This is a genomic window from Streptosporangium jomthongense (assembly GCF_042650425.1).
Taxonomy (GTDB): Bacteria; Actinomycetota; Actinomycetes; order Streptosporangiales; family Streptosporangiaceae; genus Streptosporangium.
On the sequence record NZ_JBHSBC010000002.1, the window covers coordinates 157,354 to 177,995 of the forward strand.

Annotated in this window: 21 protein-coding genes and 1 pseudogene; 14 read left to right on the forward strand and 8 right to left on the reverse strand. The window is 71.1% G+C overall.

Features of this window, described 5'->3' with window-relative positions; translation table 11 throughout:
- A pseudogene (locus tag ACFOYY_RS03995) lies at window positions 1-310 on the forward strand (hydrolase); the annotation flags it as partial.
- A 10-nt stretch (window positions 311-320) separates the two neighbouring features.
- Here ACFOYY_RS03995 and ACFOYY_RS04000 read toward each other — a convergent pair.
- Window positions 321-1,028 (reverse strand): SDR family NAD(P)-dependent oxidoreductase, encoded by a 708-nt coding sequence (locus tag ACFOYY_RS04000; protein WP_362776047.1) that lies wholly within the window; start codon window positions 1,026-1,028, stop codon window positions 321-323.
- A 328-nt stretch (window positions 1,029-1,356) separates the two neighbouring features.
- On the opposite strand from ACFOYY_RS04000, the gene ACFOYY_RS04005 reads away from it, so the two are divergent.
- Window positions 1,357-1,863 carry a MarR family winged helix-turn-helix transcriptional regulator gene (locus ACFOYY_RS04005; protein ID WP_362911731.1) on the forward strand — a complete coding sequence of 169 codons (507 nt, stop codon included), beginning with the start codon at window positions 1,357-1,359 and terminating at the stop codon, window positions 1,861-1,863.
- A gap of 81 nt (window positions 1,864-1,944) precedes the next feature.
- Here the strand turns inward: ACFOYY_RS04005 and ACFOYY_RS04010 are convergent, their stop codons facing one another.
- Genes ACFOYY_RS04010 through ACFOYY_RS04025 form a run of 4 tightly spaced genes read right to left on the reverse strand, consistent with a single transcriptional unit; the run spans window position 1,945 to window position 6,415 of the window.
- Window positions 1,945-2,658: an ABC transporter ATP-binding protein gene (locus ACFOYY_RS04010; protein ID WP_352011979.1), complete on the reverse strand. Its 714-nt coding sequence runs from the start codon at window positions 2,656-2,658 to the stop codon at window positions 1,945-1,947.
- The gene (locus ACFOYY_RS04015; protein ID WP_386187924.1) at window positions 2,655-4,373 is read right to left on the reverse strand and encodes a branched-chain amino acid ABC transporter ATP-binding protein/permease; all 1,719 of its coding nucleotides are present in this window, start codon (window positions 4,371-4,373) and stop codon (window positions 2,655-2,657) included. Before ACFOYY_RS04015 ends, ACFOYY_RS04010 begins: the two co-directional genes overlap by 4 nt.
- A complete protein-coding gene (locus tag ACFOYY_RS04020) occupies window positions 4,360-5,217 on the reverse strand; it encodes a branched-chain amino acid ABC transporter permease (RefSeq protein ID WP_352011981.1) in 858 nt (285 codons plus the stop codon). Before ACFOYY_RS04020 ends, ACFOYY_RS04015 begins: the two co-directional genes overlap by 14 nt.
- Complete coding sequence (locus ACFOYY_RS04025; RefSeq protein WP_386187926.1) at window positions 5,210-6,415, reverse strand: ABC transporter substrate-binding protein; 1,206 nt, start codon at window positions 6,413-6,415, stop codon at window positions 5,210-5,212. The genes ACFOYY_RS04020 and ACFOYY_RS04025 overlap by 8 nt, the downstream gene beginning before the upstream one ends.
- Window positions 6,416-6,893: 478 nt before the next feature.
- Between ACFOYY_RS04025 and ACFOYY_RS04030 the strand changes: the two genes are divergently transcribed.
- From ACFOYY_RS04030 to ACFOYY_RS04055, 6 genes are all read left to right on the forward strand, one after another.
- Entirely contained in the window at window positions 6,894-7,253 is a 360-nt protein-coding gene (locus tag ACFOYY_RS04030) for a BlaI/MecI/CopY family transcriptional regulator (RefSeq protein WP_352011983.1), read from the forward strand.
- Between the two features lie 220 nt (window positions 7,254-7,473).
- Window positions 7,474-8,493, forward strand: coding sequence for a coiled-coil domain-containing protein (locus ACFOYY_RS04035; protein ID WP_362911733.1), 1,020 nt, complete (start codon window positions 7,474-7,476; stop codon window positions 8,491-8,493).
- A 125-nt stretch (window positions 8,494-8,618) separates the two neighbouring features.
- Window positions 8,619-9,437, forward strand: coding sequence for a phytanoyl-CoA dioxygenase family protein (locus tag ACFOYY_RS04040; RefSeq protein WP_386187929.1), 819 nt, complete (start codon window positions 8,619-8,621; stop codon window positions 9,435-9,437).
- A 735-nt stretch (window positions 9,438-10,172) separates the two neighbouring features.
- On the forward strand, window positions 10,173-11,438 hold the full coding sequence (locus ACFOYY_RS04045; protein ID WP_386187931.1) for an extracellular solute-binding protein: 1,266 nt from the start codon (window positions 10,173-10,175) through the stop codon (window positions 11,436-11,438).
- An 81-nt stretch (window positions 11,439-11,519) separates the two neighbouring features.
- Complete coding sequence (locus tag ACFOYY_RS04050; RefSeq protein ID WP_352011987.1) at window positions 11,520-12,425, forward strand: carbohydrate ABC transporter permease; 906 nt, start codon at window positions 11,520-11,522, stop codon at window positions 12,423-12,425.
- Window positions 12,422-13,303 carry a carbohydrate ABC transporter permease gene (locus ACFOYY_RS04055; protein ID WP_362911735.1) on the forward strand — a complete coding sequence of 294 codons (882 nt, stop codon included), beginning with the start codon at window positions 12,422-12,424 and terminating at the stop codon, window positions 13,301-13,303. Before ACFOYY_RS04050 ends, ACFOYY_RS04055 begins: the two co-directional genes overlap by 4 nt.
- Before the next feature lie 81 nt (window positions 13,304-13,384).
- Here the strand turns inward: ACFOYY_RS04055 and ACFOYY_RS04060 are convergent, their stop codons facing one another.
- Window positions 13,385-14,341, reverse strand: coding sequence for an NADP-dependent oxidoreductase (locus ACFOYY_RS04060; protein ID WP_386187935.1), 957 nt, complete (start codon window positions 14,339-14,341; stop codon window positions 13,385-13,387).
- Between the two features lie 207 nt (window positions 14,342-14,548).
- Here ACFOYY_RS04060 and ACFOYY_RS04065 point away from each other — a divergent pair, with 207 nt between their 5' ends.
- The 3 genes from ACFOYY_RS04065 to ACFOYY_RS04075 all read left to right on the forward strand — a co-directional run bounded on the left by ACFOYY_RS04065 (window position 14,549) and on the right by ACFOYY_RS04075 (window position 16,913).
- Complete coding sequence (locus tag ACFOYY_RS04065; RefSeq protein ID WP_352011990.1) at window positions 14,549-15,478, forward strand: Ppx/GppA phosphatase family protein; 930 nt, start codon at window positions 14,549-14,551, stop codon at window positions 15,476-15,478.
- A gap of 37 nt (window positions 15,479-15,515) precedes the next feature.
- Window positions 15,516-16,331 carry a DUF1206 domain-containing protein gene (locus ACFOYY_RS04070; protein ID WP_362776032.1) on the forward strand — a complete coding sequence of 272 codons (816 nt, stop codon included), beginning with the start codon at window positions 15,516-15,518 and terminating at the stop codon, window positions 16,329-16,331.
- Between the two features lie 141 nt (window positions 16,332-16,472).
- Window positions 16,473-16,913, forward strand: coding sequence for an ATP-binding protein (locus ACFOYY_RS04075; RefSeq protein ID WP_352011992.1), 441 nt, complete (start codon window positions 16,473-16,475; stop codon window positions 16,911-16,913).
- Window positions 16,914-16,917: 4 nt separating this feature from the next.
- On the opposite strand, the gene ACFOYY_RS04080 is transcribed toward ACFOYY_RS04075, so the two are convergent.
- A complete protein-coding gene (locus ACFOYY_RS04080) occupies window positions 16,918-18,195 on the reverse strand; it encodes a M20/M25/M40 family metallo-hydrolase (protein ID WP_386187940.1) in 1,278 nt (425 codons plus the stop codon).
- A gap of 91 nt (window positions 18,196-18,286) precedes the next feature.
- On the opposite strand from ACFOYY_RS04080, the gene ACFOYY_RS04085 reads away from it, so the two are divergent.
- Complete coding sequence (locus tag ACFOYY_RS04085; protein ID WP_352011994.1) at window positions 18,287-18,673, forward strand: hypothetical protein; 387 nt, start codon at window positions 18,287-18,289, stop codon at window positions 18,671-18,673.
- 1 nt (window position 18,674) lies between these two features.
- A complete protein-coding gene (locus ACFOYY_RS04090; protein ID WP_352011995.1) occupies window positions 18,675-19,268 on the forward strand; it encodes a TetR/AcrR family transcriptional regulator in 594 nt (197 codons plus the stop codon).
- Window positions 19,269-19,461: 193 nt separating this feature from the next.
- Here the strand turns inward: ACFOYY_RS04090 and ACFOYY_RS04095 are convergent, their stop codons facing one another.
- Window positions 19,462-20,106, reverse strand: coding sequence for an NADPH-dependent F420 reductase (locus ACFOYY_RS04095; RefSeq protein ID WP_386187944.1), 645 nt, complete (start codon window positions 20,104-20,106; stop codon window positions 19,462-19,464).
- A gap of 69 nt (window positions 20,107-20,175) precedes the next feature.
- Between ACFOYY_RS04095 and ACFOYY_RS04100 the strand changes: the two genes are divergently transcribed.
- Complete coding sequence (locus ACFOYY_RS04100; protein WP_352011997.1) at window positions 20,176-20,541, forward strand: winged helix-turn-helix transcriptional regulator; 366 nt, start codon at window positions 20,176-20,178, stop codon at window positions 20,539-20,541.
- Window positions 20,542-20,642 lie beyond the last annotated feature (101 nt).

Consider the following 20,642-nt stretch of genomic DNA (forward strand, 5'->3'; position numbering starts at 1 on the left):
GCCCCCCGCCAAGCCCGGCCTGGTGAGGGCGGTCGTGTCCCGGGGCGGGCGGCCGGACCTGGCCGGTGAGGCGCTCGCGGCGGTCCGCGCGCCCACGCTGCTCATCGTCGGGGAACGCGACCAGGCCGTCATCGAGCTCAACCGCGACGCTCTGGCGCGGCTGCCGGGGCGGGCGGAGCTTGAGATCGTGCCGGGGGCCACGCACCTCTTCGAGGAGCCGGGGGCGCTGGAGAGGGTCGCGGCCCTGGCGGGGGACTGGTTCCTGCGTCACCTGCAGGGGAGCCCGCAGGACCCGCAGGCCGGGGGCTGAGGGACGGGGATCAGGCGGGGAAGGTCGAGGTCGCCAGGCCACCGAAGTCGAGGACGTGCGCGGTGCCGTTGACGCCCCTGGCCGCGGGGGAGGCCAGGTAGAGGATCGCGCGGGCGACGTCCTCGGGCCGCAGCACGGGACAGTCGAGCTCGTCGAAGGCCTCGCCGAGGTCGCCCCTGGCCATCGGGGTGTCGACGATGCTCGGGCAGACGCAGTTGACCCGGATGCCGTCGGACGCGAAGTCGACGGCCAGCGCCTTGGTGAGCATCAGGACGCCGCCCTTGGAGGCGCAGTAGGCGGCCATGCCGGGGGCGGCGACGAAGCTGGAGTCGGAGGCCACGAACACGATCGAGGGACAGGAGCTTCCGGCGAGAGCGGCCGCGGCATGCTTGGCCAGCAGGAACTGCCCGGTGAGGTTGACCTCCAGGGTCCTGGCGAAGTCGTCGCGGGCCGTCAGCCGCGCGTCGGTGCCCATGGGGCCGGAGATCCCCGCGCAGCCGACGACGACGTCCAGGCGCGACGGGACCGCGGACCGTACGGCCTCCTCGTCGGTGACGTCCCCCTGGATCCAGGTGACGTCCAGGCCGTCCGGCCGGGGGGCCCGGTCCAGGACCGTCACGGCCGCCCCCTCGGCGAGGAGGGCGTCCACGGTCGCGCGGCCTATCCCGCTGGCTCCGCCGGTGACCAGGGCGGAAAGACCGGACAGTCCGAGATCCATCAAGGACTCCTTGCTATGTGCCGAAATTTCGGATATCTCGCCCGGCGGTGGAAGGCGGGCAATTCATTTGCTTCCGTACGATAGATGGGGGGCGGGTGAGGCACAAGCCATGCGTCCGGGGTAACCGTGGGACGACGTGGTGATTTACCGGAAAATCAGGCCTGTGATGCCTTGTTCCCCGTGACCTCCCTGAAATATGGTTCGGGACCAAACCCTTGTTGTCCGGATATTTCCGGCGGTTGGTCTCCCGCTCGGGTGCCCCCGGAAAGAAGCCGCGGCGAGCATGATCGTAGGGTGGAGCGGAACAGTGAGGGAGCGCCGCACCGAGATGACGGGACACCACACCCTGCGCAGCACGGAAGAGGCCGTCGGCGACCGGCTGGGCGGCCTCGACCTCGACTTCGAGGCGATGTGGGCCGTCTCCAACATCTACCGGGCCTCGACCGCGATCCGTAACCACCTCGAACAGACGGTGCTCCGCGACACCGGCCTCACCTGGACCGGGTTCGTCGTCATGTGGGTCGTGTGGATCTGGGGGGAGAGCGAGACCCGGTACGTCGCCAAGGAGGCCGGCATCGCCAAGGGCACCCTCACCGGCGTCCTGAAGACCCTGGAGTCCCACCGTTACGTACGGCGCGCGCCCAACCCCGCCGACAGGCGCCGGGTGATGGTCACCCTGACCCCTTCGGGCGAACGCCTGATGCGGTCCCTCTTCCCGCAGTTCAACCGGGAGGAGGCCTTCGTCGTCAAGGAGCTCGACAGTCAGCGGCGCCGCGCCCTGGCCGCGAGCCTGCGGGTGGTGGTCCAGCATCTGGAGGGAACCGCGCGCCCCTGACCCCGCCCGGCCGGGGCGCATGAGGCCGGGCGGGGAGCCCCACCGCCCCGGGGCACCGGAGCGGTGGGACGCCGGGAGGCGTCAGGAGCCGGACGGAGGCGGCTCCCCGAGATAGGCCGCGTGCAGCCGTTCGGGAGCCGAACGCAGCCCGGCGGCCGGGCCCGAGTAGGTCAGCGTGCCGCCGGCGAGCACGTGCGCGGTGTCGGCGATCTTCAGGGCCAGTGTCGCGAACTGCTCGACGAGCAGCACCGCCACCCCGGAGGCGGCCAGGTCCCGCACCACGGGCAGCAGCCGCTGGACGATCACCGGGGCGAGGCCGAGCGACATCTCGTCGATCAGCAACGCCGACGGCCTTGCCGCCAGAGCCCTGGCCAGCACGAGCATCTGCTGCTCGCCTCCGGACAGCAGCGAGGCGGCCACGTCGAGTCTCTTGTGCAGTTCGGGGAACAGCTCAAGGGCCTCGTCGATCACGCGGGGGCCGCGCCGTACCACCAGGATGTTCTCCGCGACCGTCAGGTCGGGGAAGACCGTACGGCCCTGCTCGACGTGGGCGACGCCCGCCCTGGCCCGGGCCACCCGGTCCAGGGCGTTGAGGCGCCCGCCGTTGAGGGAGACGGTGCCGCCGGTGATCGGGATCACGCCGGAGATCGACTCCAGGAGCGTGGTCTTGCCCGCGCCGTTCGGCCCGAGCAGCGCCGTCACCTCTCCGGCGGGCGCGGTGAGCGAGACACCTCTGACGATCGGGGCGCCGCCGCGCGCGACGGTCACGTCGTCGAGAACCAGGCTGGAGGTCATGCCAGCGCCACCTCGTCTCCCAGATACGCGCGGGCGACCTCGGGTCTGGCCAGCGTCGTCGCGGGCGGCCCGGCCGCGATCACCTCGCCGAAGTCGAGCACCACGACCTCCGCGCAGGCCCGCCGTACCATCTCCAGGTCGTGTTCGATCAGCAGGACCGAGGCGCCGAACCTGCCGGGCACCTCCGTGAGGCGTTCGGCGAGCTCCATGGACTCGGCGTGGGCCAGGCCCGCGGCCGGTTCGTCGAGGATGATCACCTTGGGCCGGGAGAGCAACGCCCCGGCGACCTCCAGCAGCCGCCTGCTGCCCACGTCCAGCTCGCTGACGTGCCGGTTCAGGGCGCCCAGGTTCAGGAAGTCGGCCATCTCGTCGAGTTCGGCCGCGCTCACCCGGCGGTGCGCGGAGAAGCGCAGGAAACCCGCGACGGTGAGACCGGGCGGGACCCGGTCCTGCTGGAACGTACGGCGCAGCCCCGCGGCCGCCCTGCGGTGCACGGGCAGGCCGTCAAGGCGCCGCCCGTCGAGCGTGACCGAGCCGGTCGCGCCGCGGACGAAGCCGGTCACCGCGTCGGTGAACGTCGACTTGCCCGCGCCGTTCGGGCCGATCAGTCCCATCACGGTCCGCTCGGGCACGACCAGGTCGACCCCGGAGAGCGCGGTGACCCGGCCGTAGGAGACCGAAAGGCCCTCGACCACCAGGACGGGCCGCTCGCCCCGCTCGGGTGTGACGCCCGAGGCCCGGTGGGACGTACGCTCGCCGGGTTCCCCGGACACGGCGGCGGCCCTGCGGCGCCGGAAGCGGCGCACCAGGTCCTCGCTCATGCTGAGGCCGGTGGACAGCGTCTGCACGGCGCCGACGGCGAACAGCAGGCTGCCCCAGTCCTGGGGGACGCCCAGGCCACGGAGGATCTCCGGGACGAACACCATCAGGACGCCTCCCGCGATGGCGCCGCCCGCGTACTCGCTGCCCGCCATGACGGCCACGACCAGCAGGATGAGGGAGTCCACGGTGTCGAAGTTCTGCGCGGTGACCACGCCGATCTGCCCGGCCAGCACGCCTCCCGCGATGCCGCCGAAGAAGGCGCTCAGCGCGAACGCGGCCAGCTTGGCGCGCGGCACGCTCATGGCCGCCGCGGCCGTGGCGCGCTCGGAGAAGCGCAGCGCCCGCCACGCCGTGCCGTACCGGGTGCGGCCGAGCAGCCGCACCGCGACCGCGCCCGCCACGAAGAGCAGGGCGGCGAACACGAAGTAGGCGGTGTCGGTGGCGATGAAGGCGGGCCTGAGCACCTGCTGGAAGGTCGTCGCGCCGGGGAAGCCGGCCGCCGCGATGATCACGTCGGCCGCGGCGGAGAAGCCGAGCGTCACCACGGCCAGGTGCACCCCGCGCAGCCGCAGCGCGGGCAGGCCGAGCAGGACGCCCAGCGGTACGGCGGCGACACCGCCCAGCAGGATCCACAGGACCAGACCACCGGGCGCCGCCAGGACGTTCAGCTCGCAGACGACCCAGGCGCCCAGCGCCATGAACGACATCTGGCACAGCGAGATCATGCCCGCGCGGCCGGTGACGATCCCGAGCCCGCTCAGCGAGATCGCCGTCACCAGGGCCGTCGTGCCCAGGAAGAGCCAGTACTGCGGGACGAGGGCGGCCAGCACGGCGATCGCGGCGAGCGCGCCGGCGAGCTGGGCCGCGGGCCCGGTCATCTCAACGCGCCGCATCCCACACCTCCCCACGCTGGGACCACAGCAGGATCGCGAGGATCGCCACGAAGGGGACCACGTCGCGGAACTCCTGAAGCTGACTGACGTGCGCGAGCGCCCCCTGCAGGGCGCCCAGCGCCAGACCGCCGACGGCGGTGCCGACCAGGCTCCTGAACCCGCCGACCAGGGCCGCAGCGCACGCCGGGATCACCATCAGGCCCAGGGAGAGCTGGTCGCTGTTCTGCTGCGGGGCGACCACCAGCAGGACGGCGGTGGCCAGCAGGCCGGTCACCGCCCACAGCCCGACGCCGAGCCGCCTGCTCGGGATGCCCATCAGCTCGGCCGTGGTCGGCCGCTGCGACAGCGCCCGCAGCCGCAGGCCGACCGCGGTCCTGGCCAGGAACACCGACACGCCCGCGGTGATGAGCACCGCCGCCGCCACGCAGACCGTGGCCGCCTGGGTGATGGTGACACCGCCGACGGTGGCCAGCGGGCCGCCCAGGACACCGGGGATCTGCCGGGGGTCGGTGCCGAAGACGAGGTACTCCGCGGCGAGCAGGCCCACGAGGTAGGCGATGGCGATCGCGGAGCGCTGGTCGGTTCCGGCCTCGGCGAACCAGCGCCCCATCATGTAGCCGAGCGCGGCGGCGACCAGCGCCGACCCCGCCAGGCCGATGAGGACCGCCACGGCGTACGGCACGCCGCCGTCGGCCAGAACGGACATCGTGTAGACCCCGACGACGCCGATCGCCGCCTGGGCCAGGTTGACCACCCGGCCCAGGCGGTACATCAGGGTCAGGCACAGACCGAGGACGGCGTAGGCGCCGCCCGCGGTCAGGCCCGCGATGGCGCCCTCAAGCATTGGGCAGCCGGATCCAGTCCGGGGTCATGACCTTCCAGGAGCCGTTGTCCGGCTGGACGAACTTGGCCGCCCGGTTGGAGGAGTGCGCCTGGTCGGGCCCGAAGGCGTACGGAGTGCCGACCATGGGCGACTCGATCGGCGTGAGCGCCTTCAGCGTCGCGGTCACCGACTCGCGGGTGATGTCGCCCTTGATGCCCTTGAGCGCGGTCACCAGGTTCGTCGCCGCCAGGTAGCCGCCCTCGGCGAAGGAGGTGAGCGGCACCTTGTTCTGGGTCATGAGCTCCCGCCAGTCCTTGGTGGCCTCGGAGGAGGTGTCGGAGTAGGGCTCGAACTCCGACAGGGCCACGACGTCCTTGCCCGCGTCGCCGAAGGCCTTGACCGCGGCGTCGGTGTAGGTCGAGGTGAGCACCAGCCACTTGATGCCGGAGACACCCTGCGCCTGGGCGGCCTTCACCCAGCCGACCGACATGGGCTCGGTGCCGTTGAAGACGACGCCCTTACAGCCCGCGTCCCGCGCCCGCAGGATGTAGGGGGTGTAGTCGGTGGTGTTGCCCGACAGGCTCCGGTCGTTGATGAGCAGCTGCTTGCCGGTGATCTTCGACCACTGCTCGACGGCGCCCTTGTAGGCGTCGGAGGTGCCGCCGAGGATCACGAAGAAGCCGCACAGCTTGTCGATCTTCAGGACCTCGGAGGCGTGGTAGAGGGTGACGGTCGTGCCGAGGAAGGGGCCGGTGTTGACCGGGGAGATGGCAGGGGAGGTGAAGCAGCCGGGGTCGATGCCGGTCCCGGAGATCGAGGAGATCCCGGACTGGGCGTAGAAGGCGCCGTTGACCTGGCAGTCGAGGAGGCTGGCGCCACCCGCGAGCGCCACGGCGCCCTTGTTCTGGATGAGGTCCCTGGAGGCCTGGGCGGCCGTGCTCGGGTCTCCCTTGTCGTCCACGCTGACGTAGGAGATCTTGCGGCCGTTGACGCCGCCCTCGGCGTTGACGCGGTCGAAGACGGCCTTGGCGGCCTGGGAGGCCTCGGGGAAGGCGGCGGGGCCACTCAGCGAGCTGATCGCTCCGACGACGATGGGGTCGGTGGACGTGGCGCCCTTGGCGTCACCGGGACTCCCCGTGTCGCCCGAACCGCACGCGGCGGCGCTGACGGTCAGGAGCGCGATCGCTCCCGCCGCGAGGCCCTTGGAGATCTTTCCCATGGGACGGTGCCTTTCATGAGGTGGGGGGTCTTGCGATCGGCGGCGGCGTCGGGGGCCCGCCGTCCGGGATCGTTGGGACGGTGGGCACGTCGGACGGTCCGGCGGGTCCGCCCGGATCGGCATCCGGTCGTGGGCGTGGGACGCCGGTCCCCCTGGTTCGCCACGGGTCTCACACGGTTCGAGGCAGGATCGGCTGCCGGCGTCGTGGTTTCCGGCACCCCGGGATCAGGGGTGAGGCGCATCGAGACCTCCTGCGGCGAGGAACACTCAATGTTTGGTCCCAAAACATATGGCGCTCACCCCCGGTGAACAAGTCACATCAATGTAAAGAGTGAGGATTTACTTTGGCTCCGTATGATCTTGGGGGAGTGGGGCGCTTTCGAGTCGTTTGTCCCCTTCGGCGGCCGGGTGAGGATCTACGACGCCAGGTAGCATCGGACGATCCGCGGACGGAGCGGATAGAGGGGAGCCGCACGCGATGCGCGGTCTGGGGGACCTGGAGTCCGTGATCATGGAACGCCTGTGGTCGTCCCGCAGGCCCGCGCCGGTCAGGGACGTGCTTGAGGACCTCCGCGCGGAACGGGAGATCGCCTACACCACGGTCATGACCGTGATGGACAAGCTGCACACCAAGGGCCTGCTCCGCAGGCGGATGGTCGGCAGGGCCTACGTCTACGAGACGGTCGCCAGCAGGGAGGCCTACGTCGCCGACCTCATGCGCGACGCCCTGGCCTCGGGCGGTAACCGTACGGCCACGCTGGTGCACTTCCTTGAGCGGCTCACCCCGGAGGAGTCGGCGGCGCTGGGCGCGGCGCTCAGGGTGTGCCCCCTGGAGTAGCGGGGCGGACCTACTACCTCAGGTAGGAGAATATCCCGATTTCGGGGCGCGAGAGCGCTGGAACGGTCCTCGGAAGAGGGGTTGGGCGCCTGATTTGGCATGCCCGGCCTGTTCGGTGCACCATCTCCTACTATCGTCCATCGGATGGGAGGCGACGCCTCCGAAACCCCTCCACATCCGTGGGAAGGGGCCCTGGACGCCCCTCCCGGCGGGAGGGCCGGTGCGAAGGAGAGACGTGGCGGCGCTGTCCCGTTCAGGCCGATGGCGGGGCGCGTTCAGGGGGCTGACCGCCTCGGCCGCCGTCCTCGTGCTGTGCGCCGTACCCCAGGCCGAGGGTCACGCCGCGCCGAAACCCACCGCCAAGCAGCTCCGTGCGGAGCTGGCACGGCTCCAGAAGCGGTCCGAGTCCATGATCGCCGAGTACTACACGGGGCGGGTCGCGCTGCAGAAGGCCGAGAAGGCGGAGAAGGCCGCCGCGGGCGAGCTGCGGCGGGCGCAGACGGACTTCGACCAGGCCGCACGGGAGGTCCGCACACTGGCCGCCCAGCGCTACCGCACCGGCATCCCCGGGACGCTCCCGGTCCTGATGAGCGCGGGCGATCCGGCGGACCTGCTCAACCAGATGGCCCTCATGCAGCAGATCATGGAGGGCCGGGACGCCAGGCTCAACGGGTTCGCCCAGGTCAAGGACACCTACCAGCGGACGAAGGCCTCGGCGGAGCAGCGCGCGAAGGAGCTGCGCGACTCGCTGAGGAAGCTCGGAGAGCAGAAGAAGCGGACCCTGGAGCTGATCGACACGATCAAGGACAGGATCGACCGGCTCTACCCGACCCCGGGCACCAGGAGGGCCGACGGAAGCTGGGTCCCCCAGCTTCCCTCCGGCCCCGACAACATCACTCCCCGGATGCGCCTGGTCCGCCAGCTGGTCGCGCAGCGCTTCAGCCCGCACTTCGGCATCGGCTGCTACCGGGTGGACGGGGGCATCGCCGGAGGCGGGGAGCACCCGCTCGGCCGCGCCTGCGACTTCATGATGAGCTCGGGCGGCTCCATGCCCAGCGCGGGCAACGTCAAGCTCGGTGACGAGGTGGCCGCCTGGGCCATCGAGAACAAGGACCGCCTCGGCGTCAAGTACGTCATCTGGCGCCAGCGCATCAACACCGGCTCCGGCTGGCGCGGCATGTCCAACCGGGGCGGCGTCACCGCCAACCACTACGACCACGTCCACATCTCGGTCTACTGACCGCTCGCCCCCGGCCGGGGCGTCAGGTCAGGTCGAGCACCGCCTCGCCGTGCAGGCGGCGCCGCCGTACGGCGTGCCCGTAAAACGGGTTGCCGCGGCCGTGACCGGGTGACCAGCATGGGGACGTGCTCACCGACGTTCAGGTGGAGGCCTTCGTCGAGGACGGTTTCGTCCGGATCGAGGGCGCCTTCCCCCGCGAGACCGCCGAGAGATGCCGCGAGATCGTGTGGCGGGACCTCGGGGCCGACCCCGCCGCCCCGGCCACGTGGCCGGGGCCGGTCGTGGCCCGCCCGGACTACGCGCAGCCACCGTTCAGGGACGCGGCCAACACGCCGCGCCTGCACGCCGCCTTCGACGCGCTCGTGGGCAGGGGGCGCTGGGTCCCCCGCGCCACCCTGGGAGGCTTCGTGATCCGTTTCCCCGGGGGCGAACCGGCCGTCGTGGACGGATGGCACGTCGACGTGAGCTTCCCCGGCCCCGGCTCCGTCCCGGGCGACTACCTGACCTGGCGGGCGAACGCGGCCTCCAGGGACCGCGCGCTGCTGATGCTCTTCCTGTTCTCGGACGTCGGGGAGACGGACGCGCCGACCCGGCTGCGCGCCGGTTCCCATCTGGACGTGGCGCGGCTGCTCGCCTCCGAGGGCGAGGACGGCCTCGACGCCGTGGAACTGGCCCGGCGGGCCGAGGCGGCGAGCCGCGGCCGCCCGGTCGTCCAGGCCACCGGCGGCGCCGGTGACGTCTACCTGTGCCACCCGTTCCTCGTGCACGCCGGGCAGCCGAACCGCGGCCGGAGCCCGCGCTTCCTGGCCCAGCCGGGGCTCAGCCCGGCCGGGCCGCTCCGCGGGGACGGGGCGGAGAGCGGCCTCTCACCCGTCGAGACCGCCATCAGGCGGGGCCTCGAACGGGGACACGGCGCGGGGACGTCAGGGACCGCCGGGGGCTGAGACCACACCGCCCGCGACGTCCAGGTTCGTGATCGCGTGCGGGTGGGGCGGAGAGCCCTGACGGCAGGGCCCTCCGCGTGAGGTTCGCCGCTCCTGGGACCAGGGGGCGGAGTGGCGACCCGCTCGGGTGTCTCGTCCCCGCGCGGGCCGTACCGGTTCCTGTGGGCGGGGAAGGTGGTCCAGACCACCCCGAAACGTGAAGACCGCCTCCAGGTCGCAGGCGGGGAACGGCGCACGTGGAAAACGGTTCTCCCGGCGGGAACGGCGGCCGATGCCGGTTCCGGCTCGGCGGAAAGGGACGCGTGAGCGGCCGGCCGGTACGCCCGGCGGACCGGACATGGTGGCCCACGATTCCACGGATCTCTCCAGCCGACCTACTAAGGTTCGTAGTTCGTCATCGAACCGTCGGCAACATAACCCCAGGTGAACCGCCACTTCTTAAGCGGATACGCCTCCTACCGGTAATAGTGAATCCGGTCGACGCCGCGAGAATCCGGTACGGACCGGTGGCGCGCTCTCTCGATCGGCGTTGTCAAACCGATATCAACCGGTATAGACCAGTCCTATAGGACGAACCTACTCTGGTCCGCACCACGGGAAAGCCCGGAGCTCCGCGACCCACAGGCCGCCACCGGCTCTCTTTCGAGCATTCCAACCCGCCGGGTGAACTCCGGCGGCCCCCCCCAGCTGGTACGGACCGGCTCCGATCGTCTGAATATCAAGGTGGTAATTCACGTGAACAAGAGGCTCGTCGGTGCGCTGACGCTCGGTCTGTCCGCGGCACTGGTCATGACCGGCTGCGGTTCGACGCAGAGCGGGAGCGACGGCGGTGACAAGGCGGCCGGTGGCGACGTGACGCTGAAGCTGGTCGCCGCCGACTACGGCGACGGCCCCACCGCCGACAACAGCGGTGAGAAGTTCTGGAAGGGCGTCGTCGACGGCTTCCAGAAGGCCAACCCCGGCATCAAGGTCGACGTCCAGGTCATCAACTGGAACGACATCGACAAGCAGGTCGCGACCATGGTCCAGAACGGCCAGGTGCCCGACATCCTGCAGACCGGCGACTACTCCGGCTTCGTCAAGGACGGCCTGCTGTACAAGACCGACGAGGTCCTGTCCCCGGCCACCTCGGCCGACCTGCTGCCCAAGTTCGCCGACTTCGGCAAGGTGGACGGCACCGGCTACGGCATCCCGTTCGTCTCCTCGGCCCGCGCCCTGTTCTACAACAAGGACCTGTTCACCAAGGCCGGGATCGCCGAGGCGCCCAAGACCTGGGACGAGCTCAAGGCCGCGGCGGAGAAGCTGAAGAAGGCCGGCGTCAGCCAGCCGTTCGGCCTGCCGCTGGGCAACGAGGAGGCCCAGGCCGAGTCGTTCCTGTGGTTCATGGGCAACGGCGGCGGCTACAAGGACTCCTCCGGGGCGTGGGCGATCGACTCCGCCGCCAACGTCGAGGCCCTCCAGTACGTCAAGGGCCTGGTCGACGCGGGCCTGACCAGCCCCAACCCCGGCACCAAGAACCGCAAGGACGTCTGGGCGGACTTCGCCGCGGGCAAGGTCGGCATGGTCAACGGCGGCCCCATGTCCATCCCGATCTTCGAGAAGGGCGGACTGACCAACTTCGGCGTCGCCCCGATCGCGGGCAAGACCGCGGCCCTGGACACCACGCTCGGCGTCGAGGACTGGATCATGGCCTTCAACAAGAACGGCCACCAGGAGCAGATCAAGAAGTTCTTCGACTACTTCTACTCCGGTGACGCGGCGCAGAAGATCAGCGACACCTACAAGCTGCTGCCGGTGACGAAGTCCGGCATCGAGAAGCTCTCCTCGGACGAGAGGCTCAAGCCGTTCCTGGACGCGCTGCCCAACGCGACGTTCTACCCCTTCCAGGACCCCAAGTGGTCCGAGGTGAACACCCAGGTCAAGCAGACCATCGGCGGCGCCGTCAGCGGTGACCCGAAGGCCGTGCTCGGCGCGATCCAGAAGGTCGCGACCGCGGGCTGACCCTCACCCCCGGGTACGGCGCGCCCGCCCGTCCTGCCGCGTGGCGGGCGCGCCGTACCAGTCCATCCGAAAGCAGGACTCATGCAGCAAACATCCGCGCGAGGCGGAGCGCTGCGCGCGCTCGCCCCGCTGGCCTGGGTCGGCCCCGCCGTGGCGCTGATCGCCGTGGTGGTCGTCTGGCCCGTCGTGGTGATGGTCCAGTCGTCCTTCCTGAAGATCAGCCGCTTCGGCGTCGTCCAGGGCGGAAACGGGACGGGCAACTACGACAAGCTGTTCGCCGAGCCCGACTTCGGCGGGGTCATGGCCAGGAGCCTGGTGTGGGTGGTCGCGGTGGTCGCGCTGACCGTGCTCGTCTCCCTGGCGCTGGCCCAGCTGTTCAACCAGCGCTTCCCCGGACGCCGCTTCGCCCGCTGGGCGCTGATCGCGCCGTGGGCCGCCTCCGTCCTGATGACGTCGATCATCTTCAAGTGGATGCTCGACCCCGAGGTCGGCCTGATCAACATGCTCAGGCGTGACCTGGGGCTGCTGGACGCCCTCGGCGGCGCGGACGCCGACCCGCTCGGCAGCGCGTCGGGCGCGATGCCGTGGCTCATCTTCGTCGCGGTCTTCGTCTCCGTCCCGTTCACCACCTACGCGCTGCTCGCGGGACTGTCGGCGATCCCGGCCGACGTCTACGAGGCGGCCAAGATCGACGGCGCCTCGAAGCTGCGGACCTACTGGTCGATCACGCTGCCGCTGCTGCGGCCCGCCCTCACGGTCGCGGCGCTCATCAACGTGATGAACGTCTTCAACAGCTTCCCGATCATCTGGGCCATGACCCACGGGCAGCCGGGCTACTCGACGGCGACCTCGACCATCTTCATGTACATCCTCAAGGGATCCGACATCGGCGAGTCGGCGGCCATGTCCGTCGTCAACTTCGGCATGGTGATCGTCCTGACGATCGTCTTCCTGAAGGTCAGCAAGTGGAGGACGGCACCCGCATGACCCTCACCCAGAACGCGCCCACGGTCGCGGAGAAGACGACGGCCCCTGTCGCGGCGCCGCGCTCGCTCCCGTCCGTCAAGACCGTCGTCATCGCGGCCAGCGCCTACCTGATCGCCTTCGTCTTCCTCTTCCCCTACCTGGTGATGGTCCTGACGGCGCTGCGCCCGCAGGGGGAGCTGCGCCAGGCGACCTACCTGCCGCAGCGGTTCGAGTGGTCGAACTTCACGAACTTCTGGACCGGCGGCCTCGCCCAGAACCTGGGCGTCACCCTGCAGGTCGCCGCGGGCTCGACCGTGCTGGTGCTGCTGGTGGCGCTGCCCGCGGCCTACTACACCGCGCGGCACGACTTCAGGGGCCGTACCGCGTTCATGATCCTGGTGCTGATCACCCAGATGTTCCAGCCGACCGCGATGCTGGTCGGCATCTACCGCGAGTTCTTCCAGTTCGGGCTGGTCGACTCGGTCTGGGCGCTGATCCTGGTCAACGGCGGCTTCAACCTCGCCTTCGCGGTGTGGATCCTCAACGCCTACTTCTCCTCGATCCCGCGTGAGCTGGAGGAGGCCGCGTTCATCGACGGCAACGGCCGCTTCGGCGCGCTGTTCCGGGTCACCCTCCCGCTGGCCATGCCCGGTGTGGTGACCGCGCTGATCTTCACCTTCATCGCGGCCTGGAACGAGTTCGTCGTCGCCCTCACCCTGACCACCACCCCGGGCAACCAGCCCCTCACGGTCGCCCTGAACTCCTTCATCGGCCAGTACCAGGTGGACTGGCAGAACCTGTTCGCGGGTTCGGTCATCGCGACGATCCCGGTCATCATCCTGTTCGCGCTCATCGAACGGAAGGTGGTCGGCGGTCTCACCGCCGGTTCCATCAAGTGACCCGCCCGGGCCCAAGCGGTGGGGGCCCGGTGGGCGGCGGTCCCGTGTCGAGTCGCTCCGGCACGGGACCGCCCGGGACGCTCAGGGGGCGGTGACGCCCAGGACCAGCTTGCCCGAGGTACGGCCCGCCGCCAGCCGTTCGTGGGCCTCTGCCGCCCGGTCGAGGGGGAAGACCTCCTCGACCTCGACGGTGAGAAGGCCCGAGTCGGCCAGCTCGCCGATGCGCGCCAGCGCCGTGCCGTCCGGCTCGACCAGGAACCCCGTCGTGCGCACACCGCGCGCCGCGGCCGACCCGGCCAGCTCGGGCGAGACCCCGGAGGGCACCGCGACCAGCAGCCCGCCGGGACGCAGGACGCCGAGGGAACGGGTGCTCGTGGCGTCGTACCCGTCGCCGACCAGGTCCACCACCAGGTCCACCTCGCGCACCACCTCCTCGAACCGGACGGCCGTGTAGTCGACGAGCTCGTCGGCGCCGAGCCCGCGCAGCCAGTCGTGCTTGGCCGCACGGGCCGTGCCGATCACGTACGCCCCCAGGTGTTTGGCGATCTGGACGGCGAAGTGGCCCACCCCGCCCCCCGCCGCGTGGACGAGCACCCGCTGCCTGGGCCGCAGGTCGGCGGTGTCCACCAGGACCTGCCAGGCGGTCAGCGCCGCCAGCGGTACGGCCGCCGCCTCCTCGTGCCCCAGGGAGCGGGGCCTGCGGGCGAACTGCCGCGAGGGGGCCGTGACGTACTCGGCGTAGGCGCCCGCCTGGCGGGGGAACCACGGCATGCCGTACACCTCGTCGCCGACGGCCAGGGTGTGCACGCCGTACCCGATCTCCTCGACGACGCCGCAGACGTCCCAGCCGAGGACGAAGGGCGGGGCACCCAGGACACCCGCCATGCCGCCGCCCGCCCTGGTCTTGGCGTCGACGGGGTTCACCCCGGCGGCGACGACCCGGACCAGCACCTCGGTCGGCAGCGGCCGTGGCCTGTCCAGCAGGACGGGGTGCAGCACCTCGGGGCCGCCGAAGACGTCCTGGCTTACGGCGCGCATGGAAGTCATGTTCTGTCTCCTCTTCGGTCGTGGCCGCGGGGCGGCGCGGCGCGGCAGAGGGTAACCCCGCCCGCCGGGCCCGCGCGGGTGCCTTGTCCTTTCCGGGAAACCTCCGGCACCTTTCGTTCACGGACTGTTCAGGAGAGCGTTCCCGGGAACCGGGGTAGACCGGATCTTCCGGTTATGGAGGGGTAGTAACTTCGACGCATGCGACTGGGCGTTCTCGACATCGGTTCCAACACGGTTCATCTCCTGGTGATGGACGCGCACCGGGGCGCCCGGCCGCTCCCCGCCTACTCCCACAAGGTGGACCTCCGGCTCGCCGAGTACATGGAGGACGGCGAGCGGCTCTCCGAGGAGGGCGCGGCGCTGCTGCGCGGGCATGTCGAGGAGGCTCTGCGGCTGGCCGAGGACAAGGGCGTCGAGGACCTCATGGCGTTCGCGACCTCGGCGGTCAGGGAGGCGGTCAACGGCGAGGAGGTGCTCGCCGACCTCAACGCGCGGGCCGAGGTGAACATCCAGGTCCTCTCCGGTCAGGACGAGGCGCGGCTGACCTTCCTGGCTGTGCGGCGGTGGTTCGGCTGGTCGTCGGGGCGGCTGCTGGTGCTGGACATCGGCGGGGGCTCCCTGGAGATCGCCTCGGGCATCGACGAGCAGCCGGACGTCGCGATCTCGCTGCCGCTCGGGGCGGGCAGGCTCACCCGCGACCGCCTCAGCGCCGACCCGCCCTCCCAGGAGGAGATCAGGGCCCTGCGCAGGCACGTGCGGGCCGAGATCGCCCGCAAGGTCGGCGACGTCGCCAGGTACGGCAGGGCGGACCACGCGGTGGCGACCTCGAAGACCTTCAGGCAGCTGGCGAGGATAACCGGGGCGGCCCCGTCGAGCGAGGGGAACGTCCGCCGGGTGCTCAGGCACACCGAGCTGGTGGAGTGGACCGGAAGGCTGGCCGGGATGGACCCGCGCGCGCGGGCGGGCCTGCCGGGGGTCTCCGAGGGACGGGCGCCACAGCTGCCCGCGGGGGCGATCGTCGCCGACGCCGCGATGGATCTGCTGGGGGTGGGGGAGCTTGAGGTGTGCCCCTGGGCGCTGCGCGAGGGCGTCATCCTGCGCAGACTCGACACGATGCCCGAGATCTGAGGTTTACCGGCTCTTCGTCGGGTAGGAGCGCGCCTTCATGAACAGCGCTCAGGTACAAGGCGCCGCCCGCAGAGCGGCCGGCAGCCGGACTCTGGAGAGACTGACCCGCCTCGGGCTCGCCTGCCGTGGCGTCCTGTACGGCCTCATCGGCTTCCTGGCCCTGCGGATCGCCTTCGGCGGCGGAAGCGGGGGCAAGGAGGCCGACAAGACCGGGGCGGTCGAGACGGTCGCCGAGCAGCCGTTCGGCACCGTGCTGTTGTGGCTGATGGTCGCCGGCTTCGTGGCCCTGACCCTCTGGCAGATCTCCGAGGCGGTCCTCGACCGGGGCGGGAAGGTCAAGGACCGGGCCGAGGCGGTCGCGCGGGCGGTCACCTACGGGCTGCTGGTGGCGACGCTGCTCGGCCTGCTGCTGAGGGGCGACCCGGGCAGCTCGTCCGACGACAGCTCCAAGGACCTGACCGCCATGGCGATGGACCTGCCCGGCGGGCGGGTCCTGGTCGGCGTGGTGGGACTCGGGGTGGTCGCGCTCGGGGCCCACTGGATCCACAGCGGATGGAAGAGAAAGTTCCTTGAGGACCTGCCCACCGGGGAGGTGCCGCCGGGCGTGCGGCGCCTGGCCGAGCGGCTCGGCACGGCCGGATACCTCGCCCGCGGCGTGATCGCGGTGGCGGCCGGGGTCTTCGTCGTCCAGGCCGCGATCACCTACGACCCGGAAAGGGCCAGGGGCGTCGACTCGACGCTGCGCGCGCTGGCGGACACTCCGGCCGGGCCGTGGCTGCTGGGCGTCGTGGCCTTCGGCCTGCTGCTTTTCGCGGCCTACTGTTTTCTCCAGGCGCGCTGGCACCGGCTGTGACGTACGGCCACGCGCCTCGGCGCCGCCGTGGCAAGCCCCACCTACCTATCCGGTAAGTCACCCTATTGGTGCTTTTCCATGACATCGCCCTGTCCGGGTCCCGCGTCCTTCCATGGAGGCGGATGGCATCGGGAGGGCCATATGGATTTGTCGGAGCGCGACGGCGGTGAACGGATTCTCCACCTGGAAGGGTCCCCCGACCAGGTGGGGAGGGCCAGAAAACTGATCTCGGCGGCTCTCGGCAGGGACCACCCCCTCCACGACGACTGCGTGCTGCTCACCAGTGAGATAGCCACCAACGCGGTCGTCCACTCCAGGTCGGGGGACGGCGGCATGTTCACCGTCACCGTCACCCACTGGGCGGGCGGCGTGCGGGTCTCCGTCCAGGACGACGGCTCGGCCGAGGTCCCCTGCCTGTGCCACACCCCCGCCGACGCCACCGGGGGGCGCGGCCTGCCGCTGCTTGAGGCGCTGTCCCACAGCTGGGGATTCACCCGGGAGGCGGGGACCAACCTGGTCTGGTTCGAGCTCGTCCTGGAGACCGCCGGGGTGCCGGGGGACAGGCTGGCCGCCGTACGGTGAGCCCTCAGGCGGCGGGGGAGGCCAGTAGCCGGTCCAGCACCCGGACGCCGAACTCAAGCCCCTCGACCGGGACGCGCTCGTCCACCCCGTGGAACATGCCGAAGTAGTCAAGGTCGGGGGAGAGCCGCAACGGCGCGAAGCCGTACCCCCTGATGCCGATCTCGGCGAAGGACTTGGCGTCGGTGCCCCCCGACATCACGTACGGCACCGGCCGCGCCTGTCCGTCCTCGGCGAGGATCGCCGCGCGGAGCAGCTCGAAGAAGGGCGCGGCCAGTGACGCGTCCGGCGCCTCCTCCAGGCTGAGGAACTCGCGGGTGATCCTCGGCCCGAGCAGCCGGTCGATCGTCTCCAGGAACTCCTCCCGGTATCCGGGCAGGAACCGCCCGTCCACGTGGGCGGTGGCGGTGCCGGGGACCACGTTGACCTTGTAACCCGCCTGGAGCATCGTCGGGTTGGCCGAGTTGCGGATCTGCGCCGCGAACAGCGTGCCCGCCCGGCCGAGCCGCTCGGCCTCCTGTTCGAGCCGGTCGCGGTCGATGCGTTCCCCCAGGATCTCCTCAAGGCTCGTGAGCAGGGCGGCGACGCCGGGCGTCAGCCGTACCGGCCAGCGGTGGGCGGCGAGCCTGGACAGGGCGTGGCACAGCTCGGCGACCGCGTTGTCCGCCGGAGGGCGGGAGCCGTGGCCCGTCACGCCGTCCGCGGTCAGCCTCATCCACGCGGTGCCGCGCTCGCCGACCGCGATCGGGTAGACGCGCCGCCCCCGCACCTCGACGCTGTAGCCACCCGACTCACCGATCGCCTCGGTGCAGCCGTCGAACAGTTCCCTGCGCCGCCGCACCGCGTACCGCGCGCCGTACTCGCCGGTCGCCTCCTCGTCGGCGAGGAAGGCCAGCACCATGTCCCTGGCCGGCCGCACGCCGCGTCTGGCCCAGTCGCGGACCAGGGCGAGCGTCATGGACAGCGTGCCCTTCATGTCGACCGCGCCCCTGCCCCAGACGCAGCCGCCGGTGATCTCCCCGGAGAACGGGTGGATCCGCCAGTCGGCGGGCTCGGCGGGCACCACGTCCAGGTGGCCGTGGACCAGCAGGGCCTCGGGCGAGTCGCCGGGAATCCTGGCGACCACGCTGGTCCTGCGGCTGGCCGACTCGAAGACCACCGGCTCGATGCCCACCTCGGCCAGCAGTTCGGCGACGTACTCGGCCGCGGGCCGTTCCCCTGCGCCCGGATTGGTGGTGTCGAACCTGATCAGGTTCGAGCAGATCGACGAGACCTCGCCAGTCATGGAACACGCCCCCCGCAAACCGACTGATCATGGGTGCATACCCACGGTGACGTCTTTGCATCTTGTTATCCACACGTATAAATTTATCCGCATGGATAACAAAGTGTGGAGTCTGGTCAGGGCGCTCTTCGTCGCCGTGCTCGTCATCTCCGTCGCGGCACTCGGGACGGCCGCCGTCGTCGGCGGCAACTGGGTGGTGTGGCTGCGCGGCGCCGCCGTCGCGGTCGCCTCCGCCTGGCTCGTCGTCCTCGCCGGGCAGGCCGCGCACGGCAGGCGGTCGGCCTACGTGCGCATCCGCTTCGTCACCGCCGCCGCGCCCGTCGGAATCGTGCTCATCATCCTCGCGCCGGACAGCGGCTACCCCGGCTGGATGAAGGTGGAGCAGGGCGTGATCGGCGTCCTGGTCGCCGTCGTCGCGTTCACGATCAACCGCCGCGCCGTGCGCGAGGCGTTTCCGAAGCGTGGCAGGCTGAGGTGACATGGAGATCGCCAGAACCCGCCGGGCCGCGGCCACCGAGGCACGCAGGGCCCAGATCGCCTCCGCCACCATCGCGGTGCTCGCCGAGCGCGGCTACGCGGAGACCACCTTCGAGGCCATCTGCGAGCACGCCGGGCTGAGCAGCAAGAGACTGATCTCCTACCACTTCTCCACCAAAGAACAGCTCTTCGAGGCCGTCGTCGGCCAGGTCACCGCCGACGCCGCCGCCTTCATGCGCCCGCGGCTCGACGCCGCCACCGGGGCCCGCGCGCTGCTTGAGGCCTACATCAGGGCGAACATCGCCTTCGTCGCCGCACACCCCGGGCACGTGCGCGCGATACAGCAGATCGTGTACAATCACGTGCCCGTCGGCGGCCGGGAGCACGACGCCGCGATCGGCAGACTGGTCGCGCTGTTCGAGGACGGGCAGCGCGCGGGAACGTTCAGGGCGTTCGACGGCGAGCTGATGGGCACGGCGCTGCGGTCGGCCATCGACGCGACGGCCGACCGCGTCGTCAACGGCCACGACGCGGACCACTGCGCCGACGAACTCGTCGAGATCTTCGACAGGGCGACACGGGCCGAACCCTCGTGAACCCCTGTTCCCGGGCGGCAGCCCGGGCCTCGGCCGGATCGTGATCACTGTCAGCGACACGCACTTCGGCGACCTCAGGCACAACCTGGGCAGGGTGCCGGGCCCGGTCCGGAGGTCCCCGGACGCTCTGGCCGGCCCGGGTTCCTTTGACGTCACCGTGCCGCGGCCGGGTGTGGCGCCGGGCCGGGCGGGTTCAGGCGTGGGAGCCGGAGTGTTCCATCGGCGGCGCGATCGCCTGGGCGTCCACCCCCTCGCCGACCCAGAGCCCGATCAGGAAGGCCGCGGTCGCCTCAAGCAGGCCCGCCCGTTCCAGCCCTCCGCCGTCGAACGGCTTGCAGCCCAGGTCACGTACCAGGCTCCGTACGGTCTCCAGCGCCTGCGCGTCGTCACCGCAGAGCGGGACCGCCAGCGGACGGCCGCCGAAGACCGGCGGGTCCAAGTGCCACACGCTCCGGTGGCAGAGGTTGAACGCCTTGACGACGCGCGCGCCGGGCGCCGCCGCGGCCACACGCTCGGCGGCGGAGGGGCCGCCCGCGGTCTCCAGCAGGAAGCCGGGGGCGACCGGGTTGGTGCAGTCGATCAGCGTGCGGCCGTCCAGGACGCCGGCCAGGGCGGAGACCACCCCGGTGGCCGCGCCGTACGGCACCGCAAGCAGCACCGCGTCCACGCCGTGCCGGGCCGCCCGCCGGGGGTCTCCCGCGCGTGCGCCGATCCTGTCCGCGAGGGCCGCCGCACGGCCCTCGTCCCGCCCGCCGACCAGCACGTCGTGCCCGGCGCGCGCCCACCTTCCGCCCAGGGCCTCCGCCATGCCGCCGGTGCCCACGATTCCGATCCTCATCGTGTTCGTCCCTTCCTGTGGTCGGACCCGGGTACGACGTTAGGCAGCCGATCGGGCACCATTTGGTGCGTGTCCGCCGACCAGGGGTTCCTCGCCGACTGCCGGGCCAGGCTCGCCTTCGACCTGCTGGCCAACACCTGGAACGCCGTGGTCGTCTGGGCGCTGCGCGAGGGCCCGGTACGGCCCGGCAGGCTGCGCGAACGAATCGGCGGGATCAGCCCCAAGGTGCTCACCGAGACCCTGCGCAGGCTGGAGTTCAACGGCCTGGTCGAACGCCGGGTCCACCCCGGCGCACCGCCCCACGTCGACTACGGTCTCACCGACCTCGGCCGGAGCCTGCTGCCGCCGATAGAGGCGTTCGGCCTGTGGGCCGCCGAACACGGCGACGAGGTCATGCGCGCCCAGGAACGCGTGGAGACCCGCGACGGGTCCTGAAACGGAACCGCGGCTCATGGTCGCCGGTCTCGCGGCGCAATCCCCTTGAGTTTGGATCGCAAGCTGGTTTACAGTTCAAACCAGAGGTTTACGGTTCAAAC

Bases quoted from the DNA above. Each gene is read 5' to 3' on its own strand.
- ACFOYY_RS04060 (WP_386187935.1), bottom strand. From the start codon at position 14,341: ATGCGCGCCGTAAGCCAGGACGTCTTCGGCGGCCCCGAGGTGCTGCAC.
- ACFOYY_RS04010 (WP_352011979.1), bottom strand. From the start codon at position 2,658: ATGACCTCCAGCCTGGTTCTCGACGACGTGACCGTCGCGCGCGGCGGC.
- ACFOYY_RS04020 (WP_352011981.1), bottom strand. From the start codon at position 5,217: ATGCTTGAGGGCGCCATCGCGGGCCTGACCGCGGGCGGCGCCTACGCC.
- ACFOYY_RS04090 (WP_352011995.1), top strand. From the start codon at position 18,675: ATGGAGATCGCCAGAACCCGCCGGGCCGCGGCCACCGAGGCACGCAGG.
- ACFOYY_RS04095 (WP_386187944.1), bottom strand. From the start codon at position 20,106: ATGAGGATCGGAATCGTGGGCACCGGCGGCATGGCGGAGGCCCTGGGC.
- ACFOYY_RS04025 (WP_386187926.1), bottom strand. From the start codon at position 6,415: ATGGGAAAGATCTCCAAGGGCCTCGCGGCGGGAGCGATCGCGCTCCTG.
- ACFOYY_RS04080 (WP_386187940.1), bottom strand. From the start codon at position 18,195: ATGACTGGCGAGGTCTCGTCGATCTGCTCGAACCTGATCAGGTTCGAC.
- ACFOYY_RS04000 (WP_362776047.1), bottom strand. From the start codon at position 1,028: ATGGATCTCGGACTGTCCGGTCTTTCCGCCCTGGTCACCGGCGGAGCC.
- ACFOYY_RS04065 (WP_352011990.1), top strand. From the start codon at position 14,549: ATGCGACTGGGCGTTCTCGACATCGGTTCCAACACGGTTCATCTCCTG.
- ACFOYY_RS04075 (WP_352011992.1), top strand. From the start codon at position 16,473: ATGGATTTGTCGGAGCGCGACGGCGGTGAACGGATTCTCCACCTGGAA.
- ACFOYY_RS04015 (WP_386187924.1), bottom strand. From the start codon at position 4,373: ATGCGGCGCGTTGAGATGACCGGGCCCGCGGCCCAGCTCGCCGGCGCG.
- ACFOYY_RS04050 (WP_352011987.1), top strand. From the start codon at position 11,520: ATGCAGCAAACATCCGCGCGAGGCGGAGCGCTGCGCGCGCTCGCCCCG.
- ACFOYY_RS04005 (WP_362911731.1), top strand. From the start codon at position 1,357: ATGACGGGACACCACACCCTGCGCAGCACGGAAGAGGCCGTCGGCGAC.
- ACFOYY_RS04055 (WP_362911735.1), top strand. From the start codon at position 12,422: ATGACCCTCACCCAGAACGCGCCCACGGTCGCGGAGAAGACGACGGCC.
- ACFOYY_RS04085 (WP_352011994.1), top strand. From the start codon at position 18,287: ATGGATAACAAAGTGTGGAGTCTGGTCAGGGCGCTCTTCGTCGCCGTG.
- ACFOYY_RS04070 (WP_362776032.1), top strand. From the start codon at position 15,516: ATGAACAGCGCTCAGGTACAAGGCGCCGCCCGCAGAGCGGCCGGCAGC.
- ACFOYY_RS04030 (WP_352011983.1), top strand. From the start codon at position 6,894: ATGCGCGGTCTGGGGGACCTGGAGTCCGTGATCATGGAACGCCTGTGG.